Here is a 15935-nt window from a genome sequence, read left to right as displayed (position 1 = left end):
CGCCGGGATGGTCCTGCGACCGGTGCGCCGGGAGGCGTGGAGTGGCGGGGTGGTGTGAGTGGCGGGATGGCGTGGAGTGGCGGGGTGGAGTGAGCGGCGGGGTGGCGTGGGGCGGCGGGTGGTGTGAGCGGCGGGCGATTCGGGGCGCCGGGAGGCGTGGAGCGGGGTGGCGTGAGCGGCGGGTGATTCGGATCGACGGCGGGCGGGGCCGGGCGGAGCGGCGGAGGGGCCGGGCGGAGCGGCGGGAGCGGAGCGGCGGGAGCGGAGCGGCCTACTGCTCGGCGTGGGCCTCGAGGAACTCGTACACCGAGGCGTCGTCGACCCCGGGGAACGTGCCCGACGGCAGCGGCGAGAGCACGTGCGCGTGCAGGCGGGCGCTCGGCCAGGCCCGGCCCGCCCAGCGCTCGGCGAGCTCGGAGGGCGCGCTGCGGCAGCACGACTCGTCGGGGCAGGTCGACACCGCCCGCAGCGTGGTCTCGCGCCCGCGGAACCACTTCGCCTGGGCGAAGGGCACGCCGACGGTGATCGAGAACTCCGCGGCATCCGTGCGCCCGGTCTGCGTGGCGCACCAGAAGGTGCCCGCGGGGGTGTCGGTGTACTGGTAGTTCTCGGTCGTGCGGTTGGTGTGCGCGAAGGCCGTGCGGGCGCTCCACTTCTTGCACACCCACTGGCCCTCGATCGAGCCGGTGACATCGGTCGGCAGGGGCAGCCCGTCGTTCTCGTAGCCCTTGAGGAGCGCCCCGTCGCCCGCGACCCGGAGGAAGTGCAGGGTCATGTCGAGATGCGAGGTCGCCAGGTTGGTGAAGCGCAGCGCGGCGGCCTCGTGGGTGACGCCGAACGCGTCGCGGAAGTCCTCGATCGCGAGGCGCTTCTCCTTCTTGGCCTCCTGGAGGAACGCGACCGAGGCGTCCTGCGGCATGAGGCACGCCGCGGCGAAGTAGTTGATCTCGAGCCGCTGCCAGAGGAACTCGGTGTAGCTGGCCGGGGGAGTGTGCCCGAGCAGGCGGTGCGCCATCGCCTGGAGGGCCATCGAGCGGAGGCCGTGCCCGCCGGGGATCGACGCCGGCGGCAGGTAGATGCGGCCGTTCGCGAGGTCGCTGATCGAGCGCGTCGAGTCGGGAAGGTCGTCGACGTAGATGAGCTGGAAGCCGAGTCGCTCGGCCATGACGCTCACCTCGCGGTGCGTCAGTGCGCCCGAGCGGTGGCCGGAGGCGCGCACCTGCTCCTCGGCGAGCGCCTCGATCTCGGGGAGGAAGTTCGCCCGCTCCCGCATGCGTTCGCGCAGCTCGGTGTTCGCGCGCCGGGCCTCCTCGGGCGTGGCGATCGCCTCGGTCGCGCGGCGCTGCAGCTCGCGGTGGAGCCCCACGATCGCCTCGAGCGTCTCGTCGGTGACGCCGCGCGAGGCCTTGATCGGCGGCAGGCCGAGGCTCGCGTAGAGGTGCCCGGACTGGGCCCTGCCGAGCTCGAGCTCGAGGGCGGCGCGCCGGCTCGGCGCCTCGCGCGAGAGCAGCGCGGCCAGCTCGACGTCGAGCGCCGCGGCGAGGGCGTCGAGGGTCGAGAGCTTCGGCTCGCGCTTGCCGTTCTCGATCAGCGAGAGCTGGCTGCCGGCCATGCCGACGGCCTCGCCGAGCTGGTCGAGGGTGAGGCCGCGCTCGCCGCGGAAGTGGCGGATGCGGTGGCCGAGGGTCGCGAGGTCGGGGGAGCCTGCCTTCATGCGTTAAGAATATCGAAAGATCAGCAATTCTTAACCGGTGATTTGGTCACGCGGATGCCACGAATCGGCGCATTCTGGAAACACGAACCACTCCGGCGCACGCCGGGAACCCACTGGAAGGGACGACGATGACCATCTCCGAGTTCTCGATCGGCACCGAGGCATCCGACTCCGCATCGCACGCGCGACGCGGCACGACCGACGCGGCCCTGCGCGCCTGGGTCGACGAGATCGCGGGTCTCACGAAGCCCGACGAGATCGTCTGGTGCGATGGCTCGCAGCACGAGGCCGACCTGCTCGAGAAGCAGCTCGTCGCCGAAGGCAAGCTCATCAAGCTGAACCCCGAGTGGCGTCCCAACAGCTACCTCGCGCGCACCGACCCCTCCGACGTCGCGCGCGTCGAGGACCGTACCTTCATCTGCTCGACCTACGAGGAGGACGCGGGCCCCACGAACAACTGGCGCGACCCGCGCGAGATGCGCGCCGAGCTCAGCGAGGTCTTCGACGGCTCGATGAAGGGCCGCACGATGTACGTCGTGCCGTTCTCGATGGGCCCGCTCGGCGGCCCGATCTCGCAGCTCGGTGTCGAGATCACCGACTCGCCCTACGTCGTGCTCTCGATGGGCATCATGACGCGCATGGGCGAGCAGGTCTACCGCCTCATCGAGGCGGGCGAGCCGTGGGTGCGCACCGTGCACTCGGTCGGCTACCCCCTCGTCGACGGCGTCGGCCACCGCCGTGCCGAGATCGAGTGGCCCTGCAACGACGAGAAGTACATCGTGCAGTTCCCCGACTCGCGCGAGATCTGGTCGTTCGGCTCGGGCTACGGCGGCAACGCGCTGCTCGCGAAGAAGTGTTTCGCGCTGCGCATCGCGAGCGTCATGGCGCGCGACGAGGGCTGGCTCGCCGAGCACATGCTGCTCATCAAGATCACCTCGCCCGAGGGCAAGTCGTACCACGTGGCCGCGGCGTTCCCGTCGGCGTGCGGCAAGACGAACCTCGCGATGCTCCGCCCGACCATCCCCGGCTGGACGGTCGAGACGATCGGCGACGACATCGCCTGGATGCGACCCGGCGAGGACGGCCGTCTCTACGCGATCAACCCCGAGGCCGGCTTCTTCGGCGTCGCGCCCGGCACCGGCGAGACCACGAACCCGACGGCCGTGCAGACCCTCTGGGGCAACACGATCTTCACGAACGTCGCGCTCCGCCCCGACGGCGACGTCTGGTGGGAGGGCCTGACCGACGAGGTGCCCGAGGAGCTCACCGACTGGCAGGGCAACCCCTGGACGCCCGCGTCGGGCCGCCCCGCGGCGCACCCGAACTCGCGCTTCACGGTCGCCGCAGCGCAGTGCCCGCAGATCTCCGACGACTGGGACGCCCACGACGGCGTGCCGATCGACGCGATCCTCTTCGGCGGTCGCCGCGCGACCAACGTGCCGCTCGTCGCCGAGGCCCGCTCGTGGAAGCACGGCGTCTTCATGGGCGCGACCATCTCCTCCGAGAAGACCGCGGCCGCCGAGGGCACCGTCGGCGAGCTCCGCCGCGACCCCTTCGCGATGCTGCCCTTCTGCGGCTACAACATGGCCGACTACTGGGGCCACTGGGTGAAGATGGGCCGCGTCCTCGGCACCAACGCGCCGAAGATCTTCCAGGTCAACTGGTTCCGCAAGGGCGCCGACGGCTCGTTCCTCTGGCCCGGGTTCGGCGAGAACTCGCGCGTGCTCGAGTGGATCGTGGGCCGCGTCGAGGGCACCGCCGACACGGTCGAGACGCCGATCGGCCTGCTCCCGGCCGCCGACTCGCTCGACCTCGACGGGCTCGACATCACCGACGAGGCGCTCGAGCAGCTCTTCGACGTCGACCGCGACTCGTGGCTCGCCGAGTGCTCGCTCACCGACGAGTACTTCGCCCAGTTCGGCGACCGCGTGCCGGCCGCCCTCAAGGCCGAGCTGGCGAGCCTGCGCTACCACCTCGAGCACTCCACGGCGCCCGTCGCCGAGTAGCGCTCGGAGGACTCTCCGCGAAGGGCGGATGCCGCGAGGCATCCGCCCTTCGTCGTCGGTGCGTCGGCGCGCGACCGCGCGTCCGCGTCGCACCTCCGCGCCACGCGGGCCGCATCCGCCCTGCGCCGCCGCGTCGGGGCTAGCGTGTGCGGCAGGAGGGGCGCCCATGGAGTTCGGCCAGATCATCACGCGGGCGGGCGAGATCATCGACGTCATCGGCGTCGTCGCCATCGTCGTCGGCGTGCTCTACGCGATGGTCGACGCCGCGATCCGTCGGATCCGCCGGACGGGGCCGGTCTACGAGCGCTTCCGGCGGGTGCTCGGGCGCGGCATCCTGGTCGGGCTCGAGCTGCTCGTCGCCGCCGACATCATCCGCACGGTCGCCGTGACGCCGACGCTCGAGTCGGTCGGCGTCCTCGGCCTCATCGTGCTGATCCGGACGTTCCTCAGCTGGTCGCTCGCGGTCGAGATCACCGGGCGGTGGCCGTGGCAGCGCCCGGCGGCCCCGGTCGGCGGCGGCGAGGCCGATACGGGCGGCAGCACCGAGCGGGCCGCCGCGCCGGCGGGGTAGCCGCGCTGCCCGGATAGACTCGCCGGATGGCGCGCTTCGTCGTCGTGCTCCCGCTCTCGCCGCTCACCGTCGGCGACGAGTTCACGGTCGCGCAGTGGCCGCTCCACGTGACCCTGGTCGAGCCGTTCGACACCCAGCTCGACGCCGAGGCGCTCGGTTCGGCACTCGGCGACGTCGCGGCGGCCACGGGCGTCCGACCGATCTCGGTCGGCGTCGGCGAGGACGCGATGTTCGGACCCCGCCGCGACATCCTCGTGTCGCTCGTGCGCGACGGCGGCGAGATCGCCGCCCTCCGCACGCGCGCCCTCGCCGCGCTCGCGGAGCTGGATGTCGGGCCGGCGCACACCCGCTTCGAGTTCCGGCCCCACGTGACCGCCAAGCGGCACGGTCGGGTGCACCGGGGCGAGCGGCTCGAGCTCGGCGCGCTCGTGCTCGTGCGACTCCGCCCGCCCGAGACCTCGCACCACGGCCGGATCCAGGGGTCCTGGCCGCTGGGCGGGGCGGTCGAGGCGGGCGGAGGCTGAGCGGGGTGACCGAGCCCGAACGGGGTCGAACGGCGGCCGCGCCTCAGTCGAAGGTGTGCGGGTCGTCGAGGTGGCCGAGCAGCCGCAGCATCGCCGCGGGGGCGTAGCGGAACTCGATCGTGCCGCTCGCACCGGCCTCGCTCGGGCCGATCCAGGTGCTCGAGCCCTCGTGCATGCGCACCCAGCCGTTCTCGAACAGCAGGTCGGTGCCGATGACGAACGCCATCGCCGGCGTGTCGCCCTGGCGCACGGCGATCGAGCCCTCGAACACCTGGGAGGCGGTGGCGTCGACGTCGGCACGGCACTGCACGCCCACGAGCGGGCGCACGAGCGGGGTGGCGAAGCCCGCGGTCTGGAACGGGCTCTGCTTCGCCGCGTCGGCGACGACGCCGAAGTTGACGCTCGTCGAGACGAGGCTGAGCTCGGCCTGGCCGTCGAGCACGAGTCGGCTCGCCGCGCTGAAGCGGTAGTAGAGCCGGCCGGCCTCGCGGGCCGGCGGCAGCACGGCGAGGCTCGCCCAGTTGCGCGACCAGGCGAGCGGCCCGCCCGATCGGTTCGGGCGGTCGTAGACGCTCGCGGTGAGGCGCACCGCGCCGTCGGGGCGGGTCGGTGCGGCGTGCAGCGAGCTGCGGCCGCGGTCGTCCTCGGGCATGACGTCGCGCACGGCGGTGAAGGCCGGGAGCTGCAGCGGCTCCCAGTGGCGCAGCCACCCCTGGATGCCGGACTGCACCCGGTCGAAGGAGTTGCCGAGTCCCGAGCGGCGGGTCGGCGCGGCGTCGCTCGCGGCGTCGGGCAGTTCGTCGATGAGCTCGACGGGCAGTTCGTCGAAGCGGCTGAGGTCGCGCGCGTCGGACACGGTCGCGATGGTCATGATGGATCCTCCGTGGGGCATGGGCGGGGGGCATCCAGTGCCGGATGCGGGTTCCCACGCTACGAAGGACGGGTCGCGGATCCATCCGAGCGAGCACTGAGGTTCGCTCGGGTCAGCCCTGAGCGGCGGATGCCCCGCGGCCGACGTCGCCGCGGGGCATCCCGCTCTGAGGGCGGCGGCGCTCAGACGAGCAGCTGGTGCTCGGCGAGCTCGCGGTAGAGCGGCACCGCGTCGACGAGCTCGGCGTGGGTGCCCTCGCCGACGACCCGCCCGCCGTCGAGCACGACGATGCGGTCGGAGTCGATCACGGTCGAGAGCCGGTGCGCGATCACGATGAGCGTGCGGCCGGCGGCGACGGCGTCGATCGCCTCGCGCATCATGCGCTCGTTGACGCCGTCGAGCGAGGAGGTCGACTCGTCGAGCAGCAGGATCGGGGGCGCTGCGAGCAGGGCGCGCGCGATCGCGAGCCGCTGGCGCTCGCCGCCGGACAGCATGATGCCGTCGTCGCCGACCGCGGCGCCGAGCCCGGCCGGGTCGCGGTCGAGCACTCCGCCGAGGTTGACGGCCCGCAGCACGTGCTCGCACTCGGCGTCCGTCGCATCGGGCGAGCCGAGCAGCAGGTTGTCGCGCAGGGTGCCGGCGAGCACCGGCGCATCCTGCTCGACGTAGCCGATCTGGGCGCGCAGCTCGCTGCGGTCGAGCGCGCGCAGGTCGAGGCCGCCCATGCGCACGGCGCCGACCGAGGGGTCGTAGAACCGTTCGATGAGCGCGAGGATCGTCGACTTGCCGGCGCCGGACGGCCCGACGAGGGCGATGCGCCGGCCGCGCGGCACCTCGAACGAGACGCCGCGGAGCACGGGCTGGCGCTCGGTGACGTTCGGCTCGGGGAGGTGCTCGTCGGGCGAATCGTTCGCGGGGTCGGCCGGGTCCTGCGGCGTCGACGCGTAGGCGAAGTGCACGTCGTCGAAGGCGATGGCCGCCGCGTCGGGGAGGAGGCCCTCGTTCGCGTCGCCGACGATGAGCGCGCGGGGCGCGAGCTCGCGGTCGTGCGCGTCCTCGTCGGGGAGGTCGAGGATCTCCTGGATGCGACCGAGCGCGCCGAGCGCCTGGTTCACCGAGGTGATCGCGCCGAACGCCTGGCCGAGGGGCAGGATCATCATGAAGAGGAACAGGATGAACGCGACGAGGTTGGCCACCGTGATCGCGCCGGAGGCCACGCGGTAGCCGCCGACGCCGAGCACCACGAGGAACGAGACCTGCATCGCGATGCCCGCGATCGGCACGATGAGCGCCGAGATCTTGGCGACCTGCACGCCCATGCGCCAGGCGCCCTCGGCCTCGGCCTCGACGGCGGTGACCTCGCGCTCGGTGGCGCCCGCGGCGCGGATCGTGCGGACGGCGCCGATGGCCCGTTCGACGCTGGCCGCGACGTCCCCGACCTTCGCCTGGGCCGCGTGCGAGGCCTCGCGCACGCGCTGCGACAGCAGCGTCACGGTCGTGATCGCGATCGCGACGACGAGCACCGTGAGGCCGAGCAGCACGGGGTCGAGGATGAGCATGGCGACGAGCGCGCCGACGAAGGTCACGGTGCCGCCGACGGCCTCGACGAGTCCCTGCGTGAGCACGGCGCGCAGCATCGTCGTGTCGCTGCCGACGCGCGAGACGAGGTCGCCGGTGCGGCGGGTGTCGAACTCGGCGATCGGCAGGTGCAGCAGCTTGTGGATGAGCCGCTTGCGGCTCGAGAGCACGACGCCCTCGCCGGTGCGCTGGAGCAGGTAGTGCTGGTAGCCCGAGATCACGCCGCTGACGATGACGAGCGCGATGAGCGCCCAGACGATGCCGCCGAGGGGGTCGCCGGCCTCGACGACGTTGATGACCTGGCTCACGAGCAGCGGCTGGGCGAGGCTCGCGAGGGCGCCGATGATCGAGAGCACCGCCACCCAGATGAGCACCGGGCGGTGCTCGAAGATGAACGGCAGCAGCTGCCGGAACGTCGCGCGGGGGCCCGCCGGCTGCTCGCCGCCGCGACGGGCGAACGGGGAGGTGCGGCGGCTGGACGGGGTGCGACGCGGGGTGCGCGCGGTGCGCGCGTTGCGTTCGTCGCGGCGGGTTCGGGGCTCGCTGGTGCTCATGCTCACTTTCCTGACGAGAAGGGCGGTCGGATGCCTCGCGCCCCCGCCGCTCGCATCATCGCCGCATTGCAGCCTACGCGCCTCAGCTGCGCCCGTACTTCTTGTGCACCGCCTGCTTCGACACGCCGAGGGCGAGCGCGATGAGCTGCCAGCTCGATCCGCCCGCGCGGGCGCGGCGTACGGCGAGCGACTCGGCGCGGTCGAGCTCGCGGTTGAGCTCGACCCGCGCGCGGTGCAGCTCGCGGAGCGCCCGGTACGGGTCGTCGCCGTCGGCTGCGGCGATGGCGGTGCGGATGCTGCGGTCGTCCATGCCGTCAACCGTAGTTGACGAGTGGAGAATCGTCAATCTCAGTTGACGTTCGTGTCGGCGGCACCCGGCGCCGTGATGACGCGGGCGGCCTCGGCGTGGCCGCGCCGCGCGGCGTCGACGGGGCCGCTGCCCGCGAGGCGAGCCGCGAGGAACCCCGCCGCGAACGCGTCGCCGGCGCCGGTGAGGTCGCGTGCGCCGGGCACCGGGTCGACCGGCACGGTCGCGACGAGCCGCCCGCCCTCGAACAGCTGCGTCGGCAGCGGGCCGTGCTTCACGACGACCGTCGCCGCCACGGAGGCGGTGCGCCGTTCGTCGGTGCCGAGGCCGAGCAGCGCGGCCTCGGTCTCGTTGGCGAAGAGCACGTCGGGTGCGAGCGAGGCGTAGAGCGCGAGCACCTGCTCGACCCCGAGGCCGTGCAGCAGCCCCGTCGAGGAGGCGTCGATCGAGACGCCGGAGCCGAGGAGCCGGGCGTCGGCGACGAGCGCGAGCACGGCCGATCGCGCCGGTTCGCGTTCGAATCCATAGCTCGGCACGTGCAGCCACGCGACGCCGTCGAGCCAGGCCGCATCGACCGCTTCGAGCAGGGCGCTCGCGCCGCGATCGGGGAACATCGTGCGTTCGCCCTCGGGGTCGACGATGAGCACCACCGCGCCGGTGGTGCCGCGCCGCTGCACCCGCACCTCGACGCCGAGCCCCTCGAGCGCCGTCACGAGCGCGTCGCCCGCGGCATCCGGGCCCACGCAGCCGATGAATCGCGTGGCGACGAGCCGGGCGGCGAGCGCCGCGACGTTCGCCGCACTGCCGCCGCGCGTGCGGAACACCCTGGCCGCCGTGTCGGTGCCGTGGCGCACCGGCTCGGACGCCCACACGACGATGTCCTCGACGAGGTCGCCGACGACCGCGAGGAGCGGGGCGGCCGGGGCATCCGTCGCGCGGTCAGCCGGCGAGTGCACGTGCGATCTCCGCTCCGAGCGCCACGTTGCCGCGGTAGACCTCGAGGTTCACCTCGAGGCTCGCTCCGCCCGTCTCGCGCTGGAACCGCTCGAGCAGGAACGGCGTCGTGTCGTGGCCGGTCACCCCGGCGTCCGTCGCCGCCGCGAGCGATTCGGCGAGCACCCGGTCGTGCAGTGCGGGGTCGAGCTGCCGATCGGGTGCGACGGGGTTCGCGACGAGCACCGCGGCGCGCTGGCCGAGCTCGTCGCGTGCGAGCGCCAGCGCGGCCGCCTCGGCGGGGGAGTCGACCCGGTAGTCGAGCGCGAAGCCCGAGTCGGTGATCGTGAAGCCCGGAAACCGGTTCGTGCGGTAGCCCACGACGGGGATCGAGAGCGTCTCGAGCCGCTCGAGCGTCGCGGCGATGTCGAGGATCGACTTGACGCCCGCGCTCACGAGCGTGATCGGCGTCTCGGCGAGCAGCGGCAGGTCGGCCGACTCGTCGAAGCTCTCGCCGGCGCCGCGGTGCACCCCGCCGAGCCCGCCCGTCGACATCACCCGGATGCCGGCCCGGTGCGCGAGCCACGCGGTCGCTGCGACCGTCGTGCCGGCGTCGAGGCGCTTCGCCCGGGCGATCGGCAGGTCGCGCACGCTCGCCTTCACGACCCCGTCCGCGGTGCACAGCCGCTCGAGCTCCCCGGTCGTGAGCCCGACGACGGCTCCGCCGGCGATCACCCCGATCGTCGCGGGCACGACGCCCGCCGCTCGCACCTCGGCCTCGCTCCGCAGTGCGACCTCGAGGTTGCGGGGCCGCGGCAGCCCGTGGGTCAGGATCGTCGACTCGAGCGCGAGCACCGCTCGCCCCTCGTCGAGGGCGGCCCGCACCTCCTCGGAGACGCGGATGGCGGGGTGGGCGGGGCCGGGCAGCACGTCGACGGGCATGTCGCCATGTTAGGGGCGAGCGCCCACGTCGGCGGTCGGGCACGACGAAGGGCGGATGCCGGAGCATCCGCCCTTCGCGGGGAACCGCCGGTTACAGCACCGCGGAGGACTCGAGGCCCGCCTCGTCGAAGTCGACGTCGCGGGTCTCCTTCGAGACGAGCAGCGCGATGAGCGTCAGGACGCCCATGACCGAGAGGTAGATGCCGACCCAGAACGGGCTGCCGCCGCCGGCCTGCCACAGCGCGACCGCGATGAACGGTGCGACCGCCGCGCCGAGGATCGACGACACGTTGTACGAGATGCCCGAGCCCGTGTAACGGACGTTCGTCGGGAACAGCTCGGGCAGGAGCGCGCCCATCGGGCCGAAGGTCATGCCCATGAGCGAGAAGCCGACGACGAGCCAGGCCATGACGCCGACGAAGCCGGCGCCGAGCAGGGGCACCCACGCGAGGCCGAACAGGATGATCGCGACCGTGACCCAGATGAGCGTCTTGCGGCGGCCCCAGCGGTCGGCCCATGGGCCCGACAGCAGCGTGAAGATGCCGAAGAACACGACGCCGCCGATGAGCATCAGCACGAAGGTGTTGTACGAGTAGCCGAGTCCGGGCAGGGCGCCGTCGGCCGGCTCGACCGCCGCGCGGCCGTAGCTCAGCGAGAAGGTCGTCATCAGGTAGAAGAGCACGTACGTCGCCAGCATGAAGAAGGTGCCGAGGATGAGCTGCTTCCAATAGTGCTTGAAGACGCTCGCGAGCGGCAGGCGCGTGAGCTTGCCGCGCTTCGACGCCGTCTGGAACGCGGTCGACTCGACGAGGCGCAGTCGCACCCAGAGGCCGACGGCGACCATCACGATCGAGAAGAGGAACGGGATGCGCCAGCCCCAGTCGAGGAACGCCTGCGAGGGCATCGTCGGGTCGTCCGAGGGCAGCAGCGCCGCGATGATCAGGAACAGGCCGTTCGCGATGATGAAGCCGATCGGCGCGCCGAGCTGCGGGAAGGTGCCGTACCAGGCGCGCTTGCCGGCCGGCGCGTTCTCGGTGGCGACGAGCGCCGCTCCCGACCACTCGCCGCCGAGGGCGAAGCCCTGCGCGATGCGCAGCACGACGAGGAGGAGCGGGGCGAGCCAGCCGACCGCCTCGTAGGTCGGCAGCGCGCCGATGAGGAAGGTCGCGATGCCCATCGTGAGCAGCGCGCCGACGAGGGTCGCCTTGCGGCCGTGCTTGTCGCCGAGGTGGCCGAACACGATCGCGCCGAGCGGGCGGGCGACCATCGCGGCGCCGAACACGGCGAAGGAGGAGAGGAGCGCGGTCGTCGGATCGCCGGTGGGGAAGAACAGGTGCGGGAAGACGAGCACGGCGGCGGTCGCGTAGACGTAGAAGTCGTAGAACTCGATCGTCGTGCCGATGAGGCTCGCGAGGATCACGCGACTGCGGGGATTGGCCGGGGCGGCCGTGGTGCTGGGTGCGGACGGGGCCGCGGGTGATGCTGACATCGCTGGCGAAGACTCCAGGGTTGCGGGAAGGCGCTGCGCTCGGGGCACGTCGGTCTGGCGTCTTGCCCGTGAGGCAGTGGGGTGGAATCGTCGCTTGTGGCAACCCACCTACACTACGCCCGGTTCTCACCGCGACCCCGCGAGCGGGGGTCGGGCTGCGACGAACGGTGCGGATGCTGCGACGAACGGCGGTGCCCGAAACGGCGGATGCCCCGAGCCGCTGCGGCTCGGGGCATCCTGCGTGGTTCGTGGACGGACTACCGCCAGATGACCGCGATGGCCGCGTTGAGGGCGGTGAGGATGCCGATCGACCAGAAGATCGCGGGCGGCACGGTGCCGTTCTTGCGCTGCCGCGCCGAGCCGATGCCGAGCAGCGCGCCGATCGCGATGAGCACGACGAGCTTGATGCCGATCTTCATGTAGTTCAGGTCGTACTCGATGCCCCACGGCGCAGCGAGGGCGAGACCCGCGAGACCCGCGATGAGCAGCCCGTAGTTCATGAGGCGGGTCACCTGGTAGCGGCGGTTCACCGCCTCGACGACCCAGGCGCCGAAGAGCACGGCGAAGCCGATGAGGTGTACGAACACGACGATGTGGCGCAGGGTCTCCATGGTGCCGAGTGTAGCGGGTTCTACGGCGCGTCGAAATCGAAACCCGAACGACGGACGGCGCGCCGCCCGCCCGGTCGCCTCAGAGGGCGCGCAGGGCGCGGACCGTCGCGATGGCGGCCTCGGCGGCCTCGCGGCCCTTGTCCTCCTTCGAGCCGGGCAGGCCCGCACGGTCGAGGCCCTGCTGCTCGTCGTCGAGGGTGAGCACGCCGAAGCCGACCGGCTTGCCCGTGTCGAGCGCGACGCGGGTGAGTCCGTCGGTCGCCGCGGCCGAGACGTACTCGAAGTGCGGCGTGCCGCCGCGGATGATGACGCCGAGCGCCACGACCGCGTCGGCCCCGGCCTCGAGCGCGCCCTTGGCGACGACCGGCAGCTCGAAGCTGCCGGGCACCCGCACGAGCTCGAACTCGGCGCCCGCCGCCTCGAGGGTGCGGGTCGCGCCGGCGATGAGGCCGTTCGAGATCTCCTCGTGCCAGCTGCCGGCGACGATGACGACCTTGAGGCCCGAGCCGTCGATGTCGAGGGTGGGCGAGCCGTGTCCGCTCATGATGCGTGTCCTTCCAGGAGGGTCTCAGCCGCGGCGTCCGCGAGCTGCTGGTCTTCGATGGCGTGGCCCATGCGGCGACGCTTGGTGTCGAGGTAGCCGGTGTTGACGCTGCCCACGCCGACGACGAGCGGCAGGCGCTCGGCGACCTCGATGCCGTGCGCCTCGAGCTGGCGCACCTTGTCGGGGTTGTTGGTGAGCAGGCGCACCCGCTCGACGCCGAGGTCGGCGAGGATCGCCGACGCCGCCGTGTAGTCGCGCGCGTCGATCGGCAGGCCGAGCGCGAGGTTCGCGTCGAGGGTGTCGAGGCCGTCCTCCTGCAGGCGATAGGCCCGCAGCTTGTTGATGAGGCCGATGCCCCGGCCCTCGTGCCCGCGCAGGTAGATCACGACGCCGCCGCGGCGCTGGATCTCCTCCAGCGCGGCGTCGAGCTGCGGGCCGCACTCGCACTTCAGCGAGCCGAACGCCTCGCCGGTCAGGCACTCGGAGTGCACCCGCACGACCGCGCCCTGCTCGTCGGCACCGGGGTCGCCGACGATGATCGCGACGTGGTCGGCGCCGGTGCCGCGGTCGCGGTAGGCCCGCACGCGGAACTCGCCGTGCTCGGTCGGCAGCATGGTCTCGACCTCGAAGGCGACCGGCGACGACTCGGGCACGGCCGCGGCGGCCCCGGCGTCGAGGTCGTCGCCCTCGTGCCACTCGCGCAGCCACTCGATGAGGGCGGCGACCGTCGTGACGGGCAGCCCCTCGCGCTCGCCGAGCGCGATGAGCCCCGGCAGCCGCATCATCTCGCCGTCGTCCTCGACGAGCTCGCCGATGACGCCGACGGGGGAGAGGCCGGCGAGCCGCATGAGGTCGACCGCGGCCTCGGTGTGCCCGGCGCGCTCGCGCACGCCGCCGTCGACCGCGCGCAGCGGGATCACGTGTCCGGGCCGGATGAGCCGCTCGGGCGTCGAGCCGGGGTCGGCGAGCACCCGCAGGGTGTGGGCGCGCTCGGTGGCCGAGATGCCGGTGGAGTTGCGGTCGGCGGCATCGACCGAGATCGTGTACGCCGTCGAGCGCGCGTCCTGGTTGCGCTCGACCATGAGCGGCAGCTCGAGGCGGTCGGCGACCGAGTTCGGCATCGGCGCGCAGAGGTAGCCGCTCGTGTTGCGCACCATCCAGGCGATCCACTCCTGCGTCGCGAACTCGGCGGCCATGATCGCGTCGCCCTCGTTCTCGCGGGCCTCGTCGTCGGCGACGATGACGGGCTTGCCGGCGCGGAGGGCGTCGAGCACCTCGGGGATCGTGGCGAGGCTCATGCGAGACCCCCGCTCGTCGCGGGCACGGACGACGGCAGGGTGCGGTGCTCGCCGAAGCGCAGCATCCGCGCCACCTGCCGCGCGAGGATGTCGGTCTCGATGTTCACCCGGTCGCCCACCGCGCGCTCGCCGAGGGTCGTCGCCGCGAGCGTCTCGGGGATGAGCGACACCTCGAACCAGTCGCCGGCCTCGTCGGCGCCGACCGCGCTGACCGTGAGCGAGACGCCGTCGACGGCGATGGAGCCCTTGTCGACGACGAGGGGGGCGTGCTCGGGGTCGAGCGAGAAGCGGATGACCCGCCAGGCCTCGCCCGGCCGGATCTCGAGCACCTGCGCGGTGCCGTCGATGTGGCCCTGCACGATGTGCCCGCCGATGCGGTCGCCCACCTTCGCGGCGCGCTCGAGGTTGACCGCGAGGCCCTCGCGCGCCCCGTCGAGCGTCGACATCGCGAGCGTCTGCGCCATCACGTCGGCGGTGAAGCCCTGCGCGTCGAACTCGACCACCGTGAGGCAGACGCCCGACACCGAGATCGAGTCGCCGTGCTTCACGCCCTCGACGGCGAGCGGGCCGTGCACCGTCAGCCGCGCGGCGTCGGCGTTGTGCTCGACGCCCGCGATGCGGCCGAGCTCCTCGATGATTCCGGTGAACATGTCAGTTCCCTTCCTGTGGGCCGGCCGGGGCCGGGTGGGCGACGAGCAGGAGATCGTCGCCGAGCCGCTCGACGGCGGCGAAGTCGAAGCGGCGGGCATCGGCGATCGTCGCGATGCCGAGGTCGCCGAGGGCGAGCATCGGCCCGCCGATGAGCGCGGGGGCGAGGTAGACGAGCAGCTCGTCGACGAGCCCCGCGGCGACGAAGGCGCTCGCGAGGGTCGGGCCGCCCTCGACGAAGAGCGAGCGGATGCCCCGGCGCTGGAGCTCCTCGAGGTCGTCGGCGAGGTCGGCGCCGGTGAGGAGCACCGCCTCGTGCGGGTGGGCGTGCAGCACGGCATCGGCCGGCACGGGGCGGCGTCCGAAGACGACGGGCACGGGCTGGTGCTCGAGCAGCTGGCCCGCGTCGTCGCGTGCGGTGAGCGCGGGGTCGTCGGCGAGCACGGTGCCGGTGCCGACGGCGATGGCGTCGGCCGCGGCCCGGCGGCGGTGCACGTCGCGGCGCGCTGCGGGCCCCGTGATCCACCGGCTGGTGCCGTCGGCCGCGGCGGCCCGGCCGTCGAGGCTCGAGGCCCACTTCACGATGACGCGGGGCCGCCGGTGGCGGGCGGCGAACAGCCAGTCGTCGAGGAGCGCCTCGACCTCGTCGGCGAGCACCCCCGACGTCACCTCGACGCCCGCCGCGCGGAGGCGGGCGGCGCCGCCCGAGGAGTGGTCGCCCGGGTCGCCGACCGCGTAGACGACGCGTGCGACGCCGGCGTCGACGAGTGCGACCGCGCAGGGACCGGTGCGCCCGGTGTGGTTGCACGGCTCGAGCGTGACGACGGCCGTCGCGCCCGAGGCGGCGCCGGGTGCGACCTTCGAGAGCGCGTCGACCTCGGCATGCGCCGTGCCGGCCCCGCGGTGCCAGCCCTCGGCGAGCACCTCGCCCTCGGGCGAGAGGATGACGCAGCCGACGCGCGGGTTCACCCCGGCGGCAGGACCGCGTTCGGCGAGCTCGAGCGCGCGGCGCATCGCCGCGGCATCCGCTGCGTACTGCGCAGTCGCCTGGTGGTCAGCGCTCGCCATTCCTCGTCCTCGTGTCCAAGGCTCCGGGAATGCTCGGCTGGTTCCGCGGTGTCGCCACCGCGTCGTCGGCGGCGCGCAGCGCAGCCGACACGTGCCGCCTCCCATCCGGACTTTCACCGTCGGTACTGGAGTTCCACCAGTTCAACCGTGCACATTCGACCTCGCGATCGAACGCGCCCGGCTCGCGGACTGTCACCGCCGGCTCGGAATTACACCGACCCCGGAGCACGTTTCTCGTGTCGATTGTAGGTCAACGCACGGGACGCCGCCCTATTCC

The 15935-nt window shown here is 73.0% G+C and carries 15 protein-coding genes and 1 riboswitch; of the genes, 3 read left to right on the top strand and 12 right to left on the bottom strand.

The annotated features are described in order from the left end of the window. Positions 1-271: 271 nt before the first annotated feature. A complete protein-coding gene (locus ACFVSL_RS00675; RefSeq protein WP_386937586.1) occupies positions 272-1714 on the bottom strand; it encodes a helix-turn-helix domain-containing protein in 1443 nt (480 codons plus the stop codon). A gap of 128 nt (positions 1715-1842) precedes the next feature. Here ACFVSL_RS00675 and ACFVSL_RS00670 point away from each other — a divergent pair, with 128 nt between their 5' ends. The 3 genes from ACFVSL_RS00670 to ACFVSL_RS00660 all read left to right on the top strand — a co-directional run bounded on the left by ACFVSL_RS00670 (position 1843) and on the right by ACFVSL_RS00660 (position 4815). Next, the gene (locus ACFVSL_RS00670) at positions 1843-3720 is read left to right on the top strand and encodes a phosphoenolpyruvate carboxykinase (GTP) (RefSeq protein WP_386937585.1); all 1878 of its coding nucleotides are present in this window, start codon (positions 1843-1845) and stop codon (positions 3718-3720) included. 166 nt (positions 3721-3886) lie between these two features. Continuing rightward, positions 3887-4291 (top strand): DUF1622 domain-containing protein, encoded by a 405-nt coding sequence (locus tag ACFVSL_RS00665; RefSeq protein WP_386937584.1) that lies wholly within the window; start codon positions 3887-3889, stop codon positions 4289-4291. A gap of 26 nt (positions 4292-4317) precedes the next feature. Continuing rightward, a complete protein-coding gene (locus ACFVSL_RS00660) occupies positions 4318-4815 on the top strand; it encodes a 2'-5' RNA ligase family protein (protein WP_386937582.1) in 498 nt (165 codons plus the stop codon). A gap of 43 nt (positions 4816-4858) precedes the next feature. Here ACFVSL_RS00660 and ACFVSL_RS00655 read toward each other — a convergent pair whose 3' ends face one another. From ACFVSL_RS00655 to ribD, 11 genes are all read right to left on the bottom strand, one after another. Further along, positions 4859-5686, bottom strand: coding sequence for a hypothetical protein (locus ACFVSL_RS00655; RefSeq protein WP_386937580.1), 828 nt, complete (start codon positions 5684-5686; stop codon positions 4859-4861). A gap of 182 nt (positions 5687-5868) precedes the next feature. Next, positions 5869-7818, bottom strand: coding sequence for an ABC transporter ATP-binding protein (locus tag ACFVSL_RS00650; protein WP_386937578.1), 1950 nt, complete (start codon positions 7816-7818; stop codon positions 5869-5871). Positions 7819-7900: 82 nt separating this feature from the next. Further along, positions 7901-8128 carry a hypothetical protein gene (locus tag ACFVSL_RS00645; protein ID WP_386937577.1) on the bottom strand — a complete coding sequence of 76 codons (228 nt, stop codon included), beginning with the start codon at positions 8126-8128 and terminating at the stop codon, positions 7901-7903. Between the two features lie 38 nt (positions 8129-8166). Then, positions 8167-9081, bottom strand: coding sequence for a carbohydrate kinase family protein (locus ACFVSL_RS00640; RefSeq protein ID WP_386937575.1), 915 nt, complete (start codon positions 9079-9081; stop codon positions 8167-8169). Beyond that, positions 9065-10000: a pseudouridine-5'-phosphate glycosidase gene (locus tag ACFVSL_RS00635; RefSeq protein WP_386937574.1), complete on the bottom strand. Its 936-nt coding sequence runs from the start codon at positions 9998-10000 to the stop codon at positions 9065-9067. Before ACFVSL_RS00635 ends, ACFVSL_RS00640 begins: the two co-directional genes overlap by 17 nt. 91 nt (positions 10001-10091) lie before the next feature. Next, on the bottom strand, positions 10092-11489 hold the full coding sequence (locus ACFVSL_RS00630) for an MFS transporter (protein ID WP_386937572.1): 1398 nt from the start codon (positions 11487-11489) through the stop codon (positions 10092-10094). A gap of 257 nt (positions 11490-11746) precedes the next feature. Beyond that, positions 11747-12100 carry a Fe-S protein gene (locus ACFVSL_RS00625; RefSeq protein ID WP_386937570.1) on the bottom strand — a complete coding sequence of 118 codons (354 nt, stop codon included), beginning with the start codon at positions 12098-12100 and terminating at the stop codon, positions 11747-11749. A gap of 79 nt (positions 12101-12179) precedes the next feature. After that, positions 12180-12644 (bottom strand): 6,7-dimethyl-8-ribityllumazine synthase, encoded by a 465-nt coding sequence (gene ribH, locus ACFVSL_RS00620; protein WP_386937569.1) that lies wholly within the window; start codon positions 12642-12644, stop codon positions 12180-12182. Next, positions 12641-13942, bottom strand: a complete 1302-nt coding sequence (gene ribA / locus ACFVSL_RS00615; protein WP_386937567.1) for a GTP cyclohydrolase II — start codon at positions 13940-13942, stop codon at positions 12641-12643. Before ribA ends, ribH begins: the two co-directional genes overlap by 4 nt. Next, positions 13939-14592 carry a riboflavin synthase gene (locus ACFVSL_RS00610; RefSeq protein WP_386937565.1) on the bottom strand — a complete coding sequence of 218 codons (654 nt, stop codon included), beginning with the start codon at positions 14590-14592 and terminating at the stop codon, positions 13939-13941. Before ACFVSL_RS00610 ends, ribA begins: the two co-directional genes overlap by 4 nt. 1 nt (position 14593) lies before the next feature. Then, positions 14594-15658 (bottom strand): bifunctional diaminohydroxyphosphoribosylaminopyrimidine deaminase/5-amino-6-(5-phosphoribosylamino)uracil reductase RibD, encoded by a 1065-nt coding sequence (gene ribD, locus ACFVSL_RS00605; protein WP_386937563.1) that lies wholly within the window; start codon positions 15656-15658, stop codon positions 14594-14596. A gap of 87 nt (positions 15659-15745) precedes the next feature. After that, positions 15746-15891: riboswitch (FMN riboswitch) on the bottom strand. Positions 15892-15935 lie beyond the last annotated feature (44 nt).

The sequence above is a fragment of the Agromyces sp. NPDC058064 genome (genome assembly GCF_042885275.1).
Lineage (GTDB): Bacteria > Actinomycetota > Actinomycetes > Actinomycetales > Microbacteriaceae > Agromyces.
This window is presented reverse-complemented; position numbering and strand designations above follow the sequence as displayed.

Coding starts and splice junctions, on each gene's coding strand:
- ribH (WP_386937569.1), bottom strand. CDS start 12,644: ATGAGCGGACACGGCTCGCCCACCCTCGACATCGACGGCTCGGGCCTC.
- ACFVSL_RS00630 (WP_386937572.1), bottom strand. CDS start 11,489: ATGTCAGCATCACCCGCGGCCCCGTCCGCACCCAGCACCACGGCCGCC.
- ACFVSL_RS00625 (WP_386937570.1), bottom strand. CDS start 12,100: ATGGAGACCCTGCGCCACATCGTCGTGTTCGTACACCTCATCGGCTTC.
- ribD (WP_386937563.1), bottom strand. CDS start 15,658: ATGGCGAGCGCTGACCACCAGGCGACTGCGCAGTACGCAGCGGATGCC.
- ACFVSL_RS00645 (WP_386937577.1), bottom strand. CDS start 8,128: ATGGACGACCGCAGCATCCGCACCGCCATCGCCGCAGCCGACGGCGAC.
- ACFVSL_RS00660 (WP_386937582.1), top strand. CDS start 4,318: ATGGCGCGCTTCGTCGTCGTGCTCCCGCTCTCGCCGCTCACCGTCGGC.
- ACFVSL_RS00635 (WP_386937574.1), bottom strand. CDS start 10,000: ATGCCCGTCGACGTGCTGCCCGGCCCCGCCCACCCCGCCATCCGCGTC.
- ACFVSL_RS00665 (WP_386937584.1), top strand. CDS start 3,887: ATGGAGTTCGGCCAGATCATCACGCGGGCGGGCGAGATCATCGACGTC.
- ACFVSL_RS00670 (WP_386937585.1), top strand. CDS start 1,843: ATGACCATCTCCGAGTTCTCGATCGGCACCGAGGCATCCGACTCCGCA.
- ACFVSL_RS00610 (WP_386937565.1), bottom strand. CDS start 14,592: ATGTTCACCGGAATCATCGAGGAGCTCGGCCGCATCGCGGGCGTCGAG.
- ACFVSL_RS00650 (WP_386937578.1), bottom strand. CDS start 7,818: ATGAGCACCAGCGAGCCCCGAACCCGCCGCGACGAACGCAACGCGCGC.
- ACFVSL_RS00655 (WP_386937580.1), bottom strand. CDS start 5,686: ATGACCATCGCGACCGTGTCCGACGCGCGCGACCTCAGCCGCTTCGAC.
- ACFVSL_RS00675 (WP_386937586.1), bottom strand. CDS start 1,714: ATGAAGGCAGGCTCCCCCGACCTCGCGACCCTCGGCCACCGCATCCGC.
- ribA (WP_386937567.1), bottom strand. CDS start 13,942: ATGAGCCTCGCCACGATCCCCGAGGTGCTCGACGCCCTCCGCGCCGGC.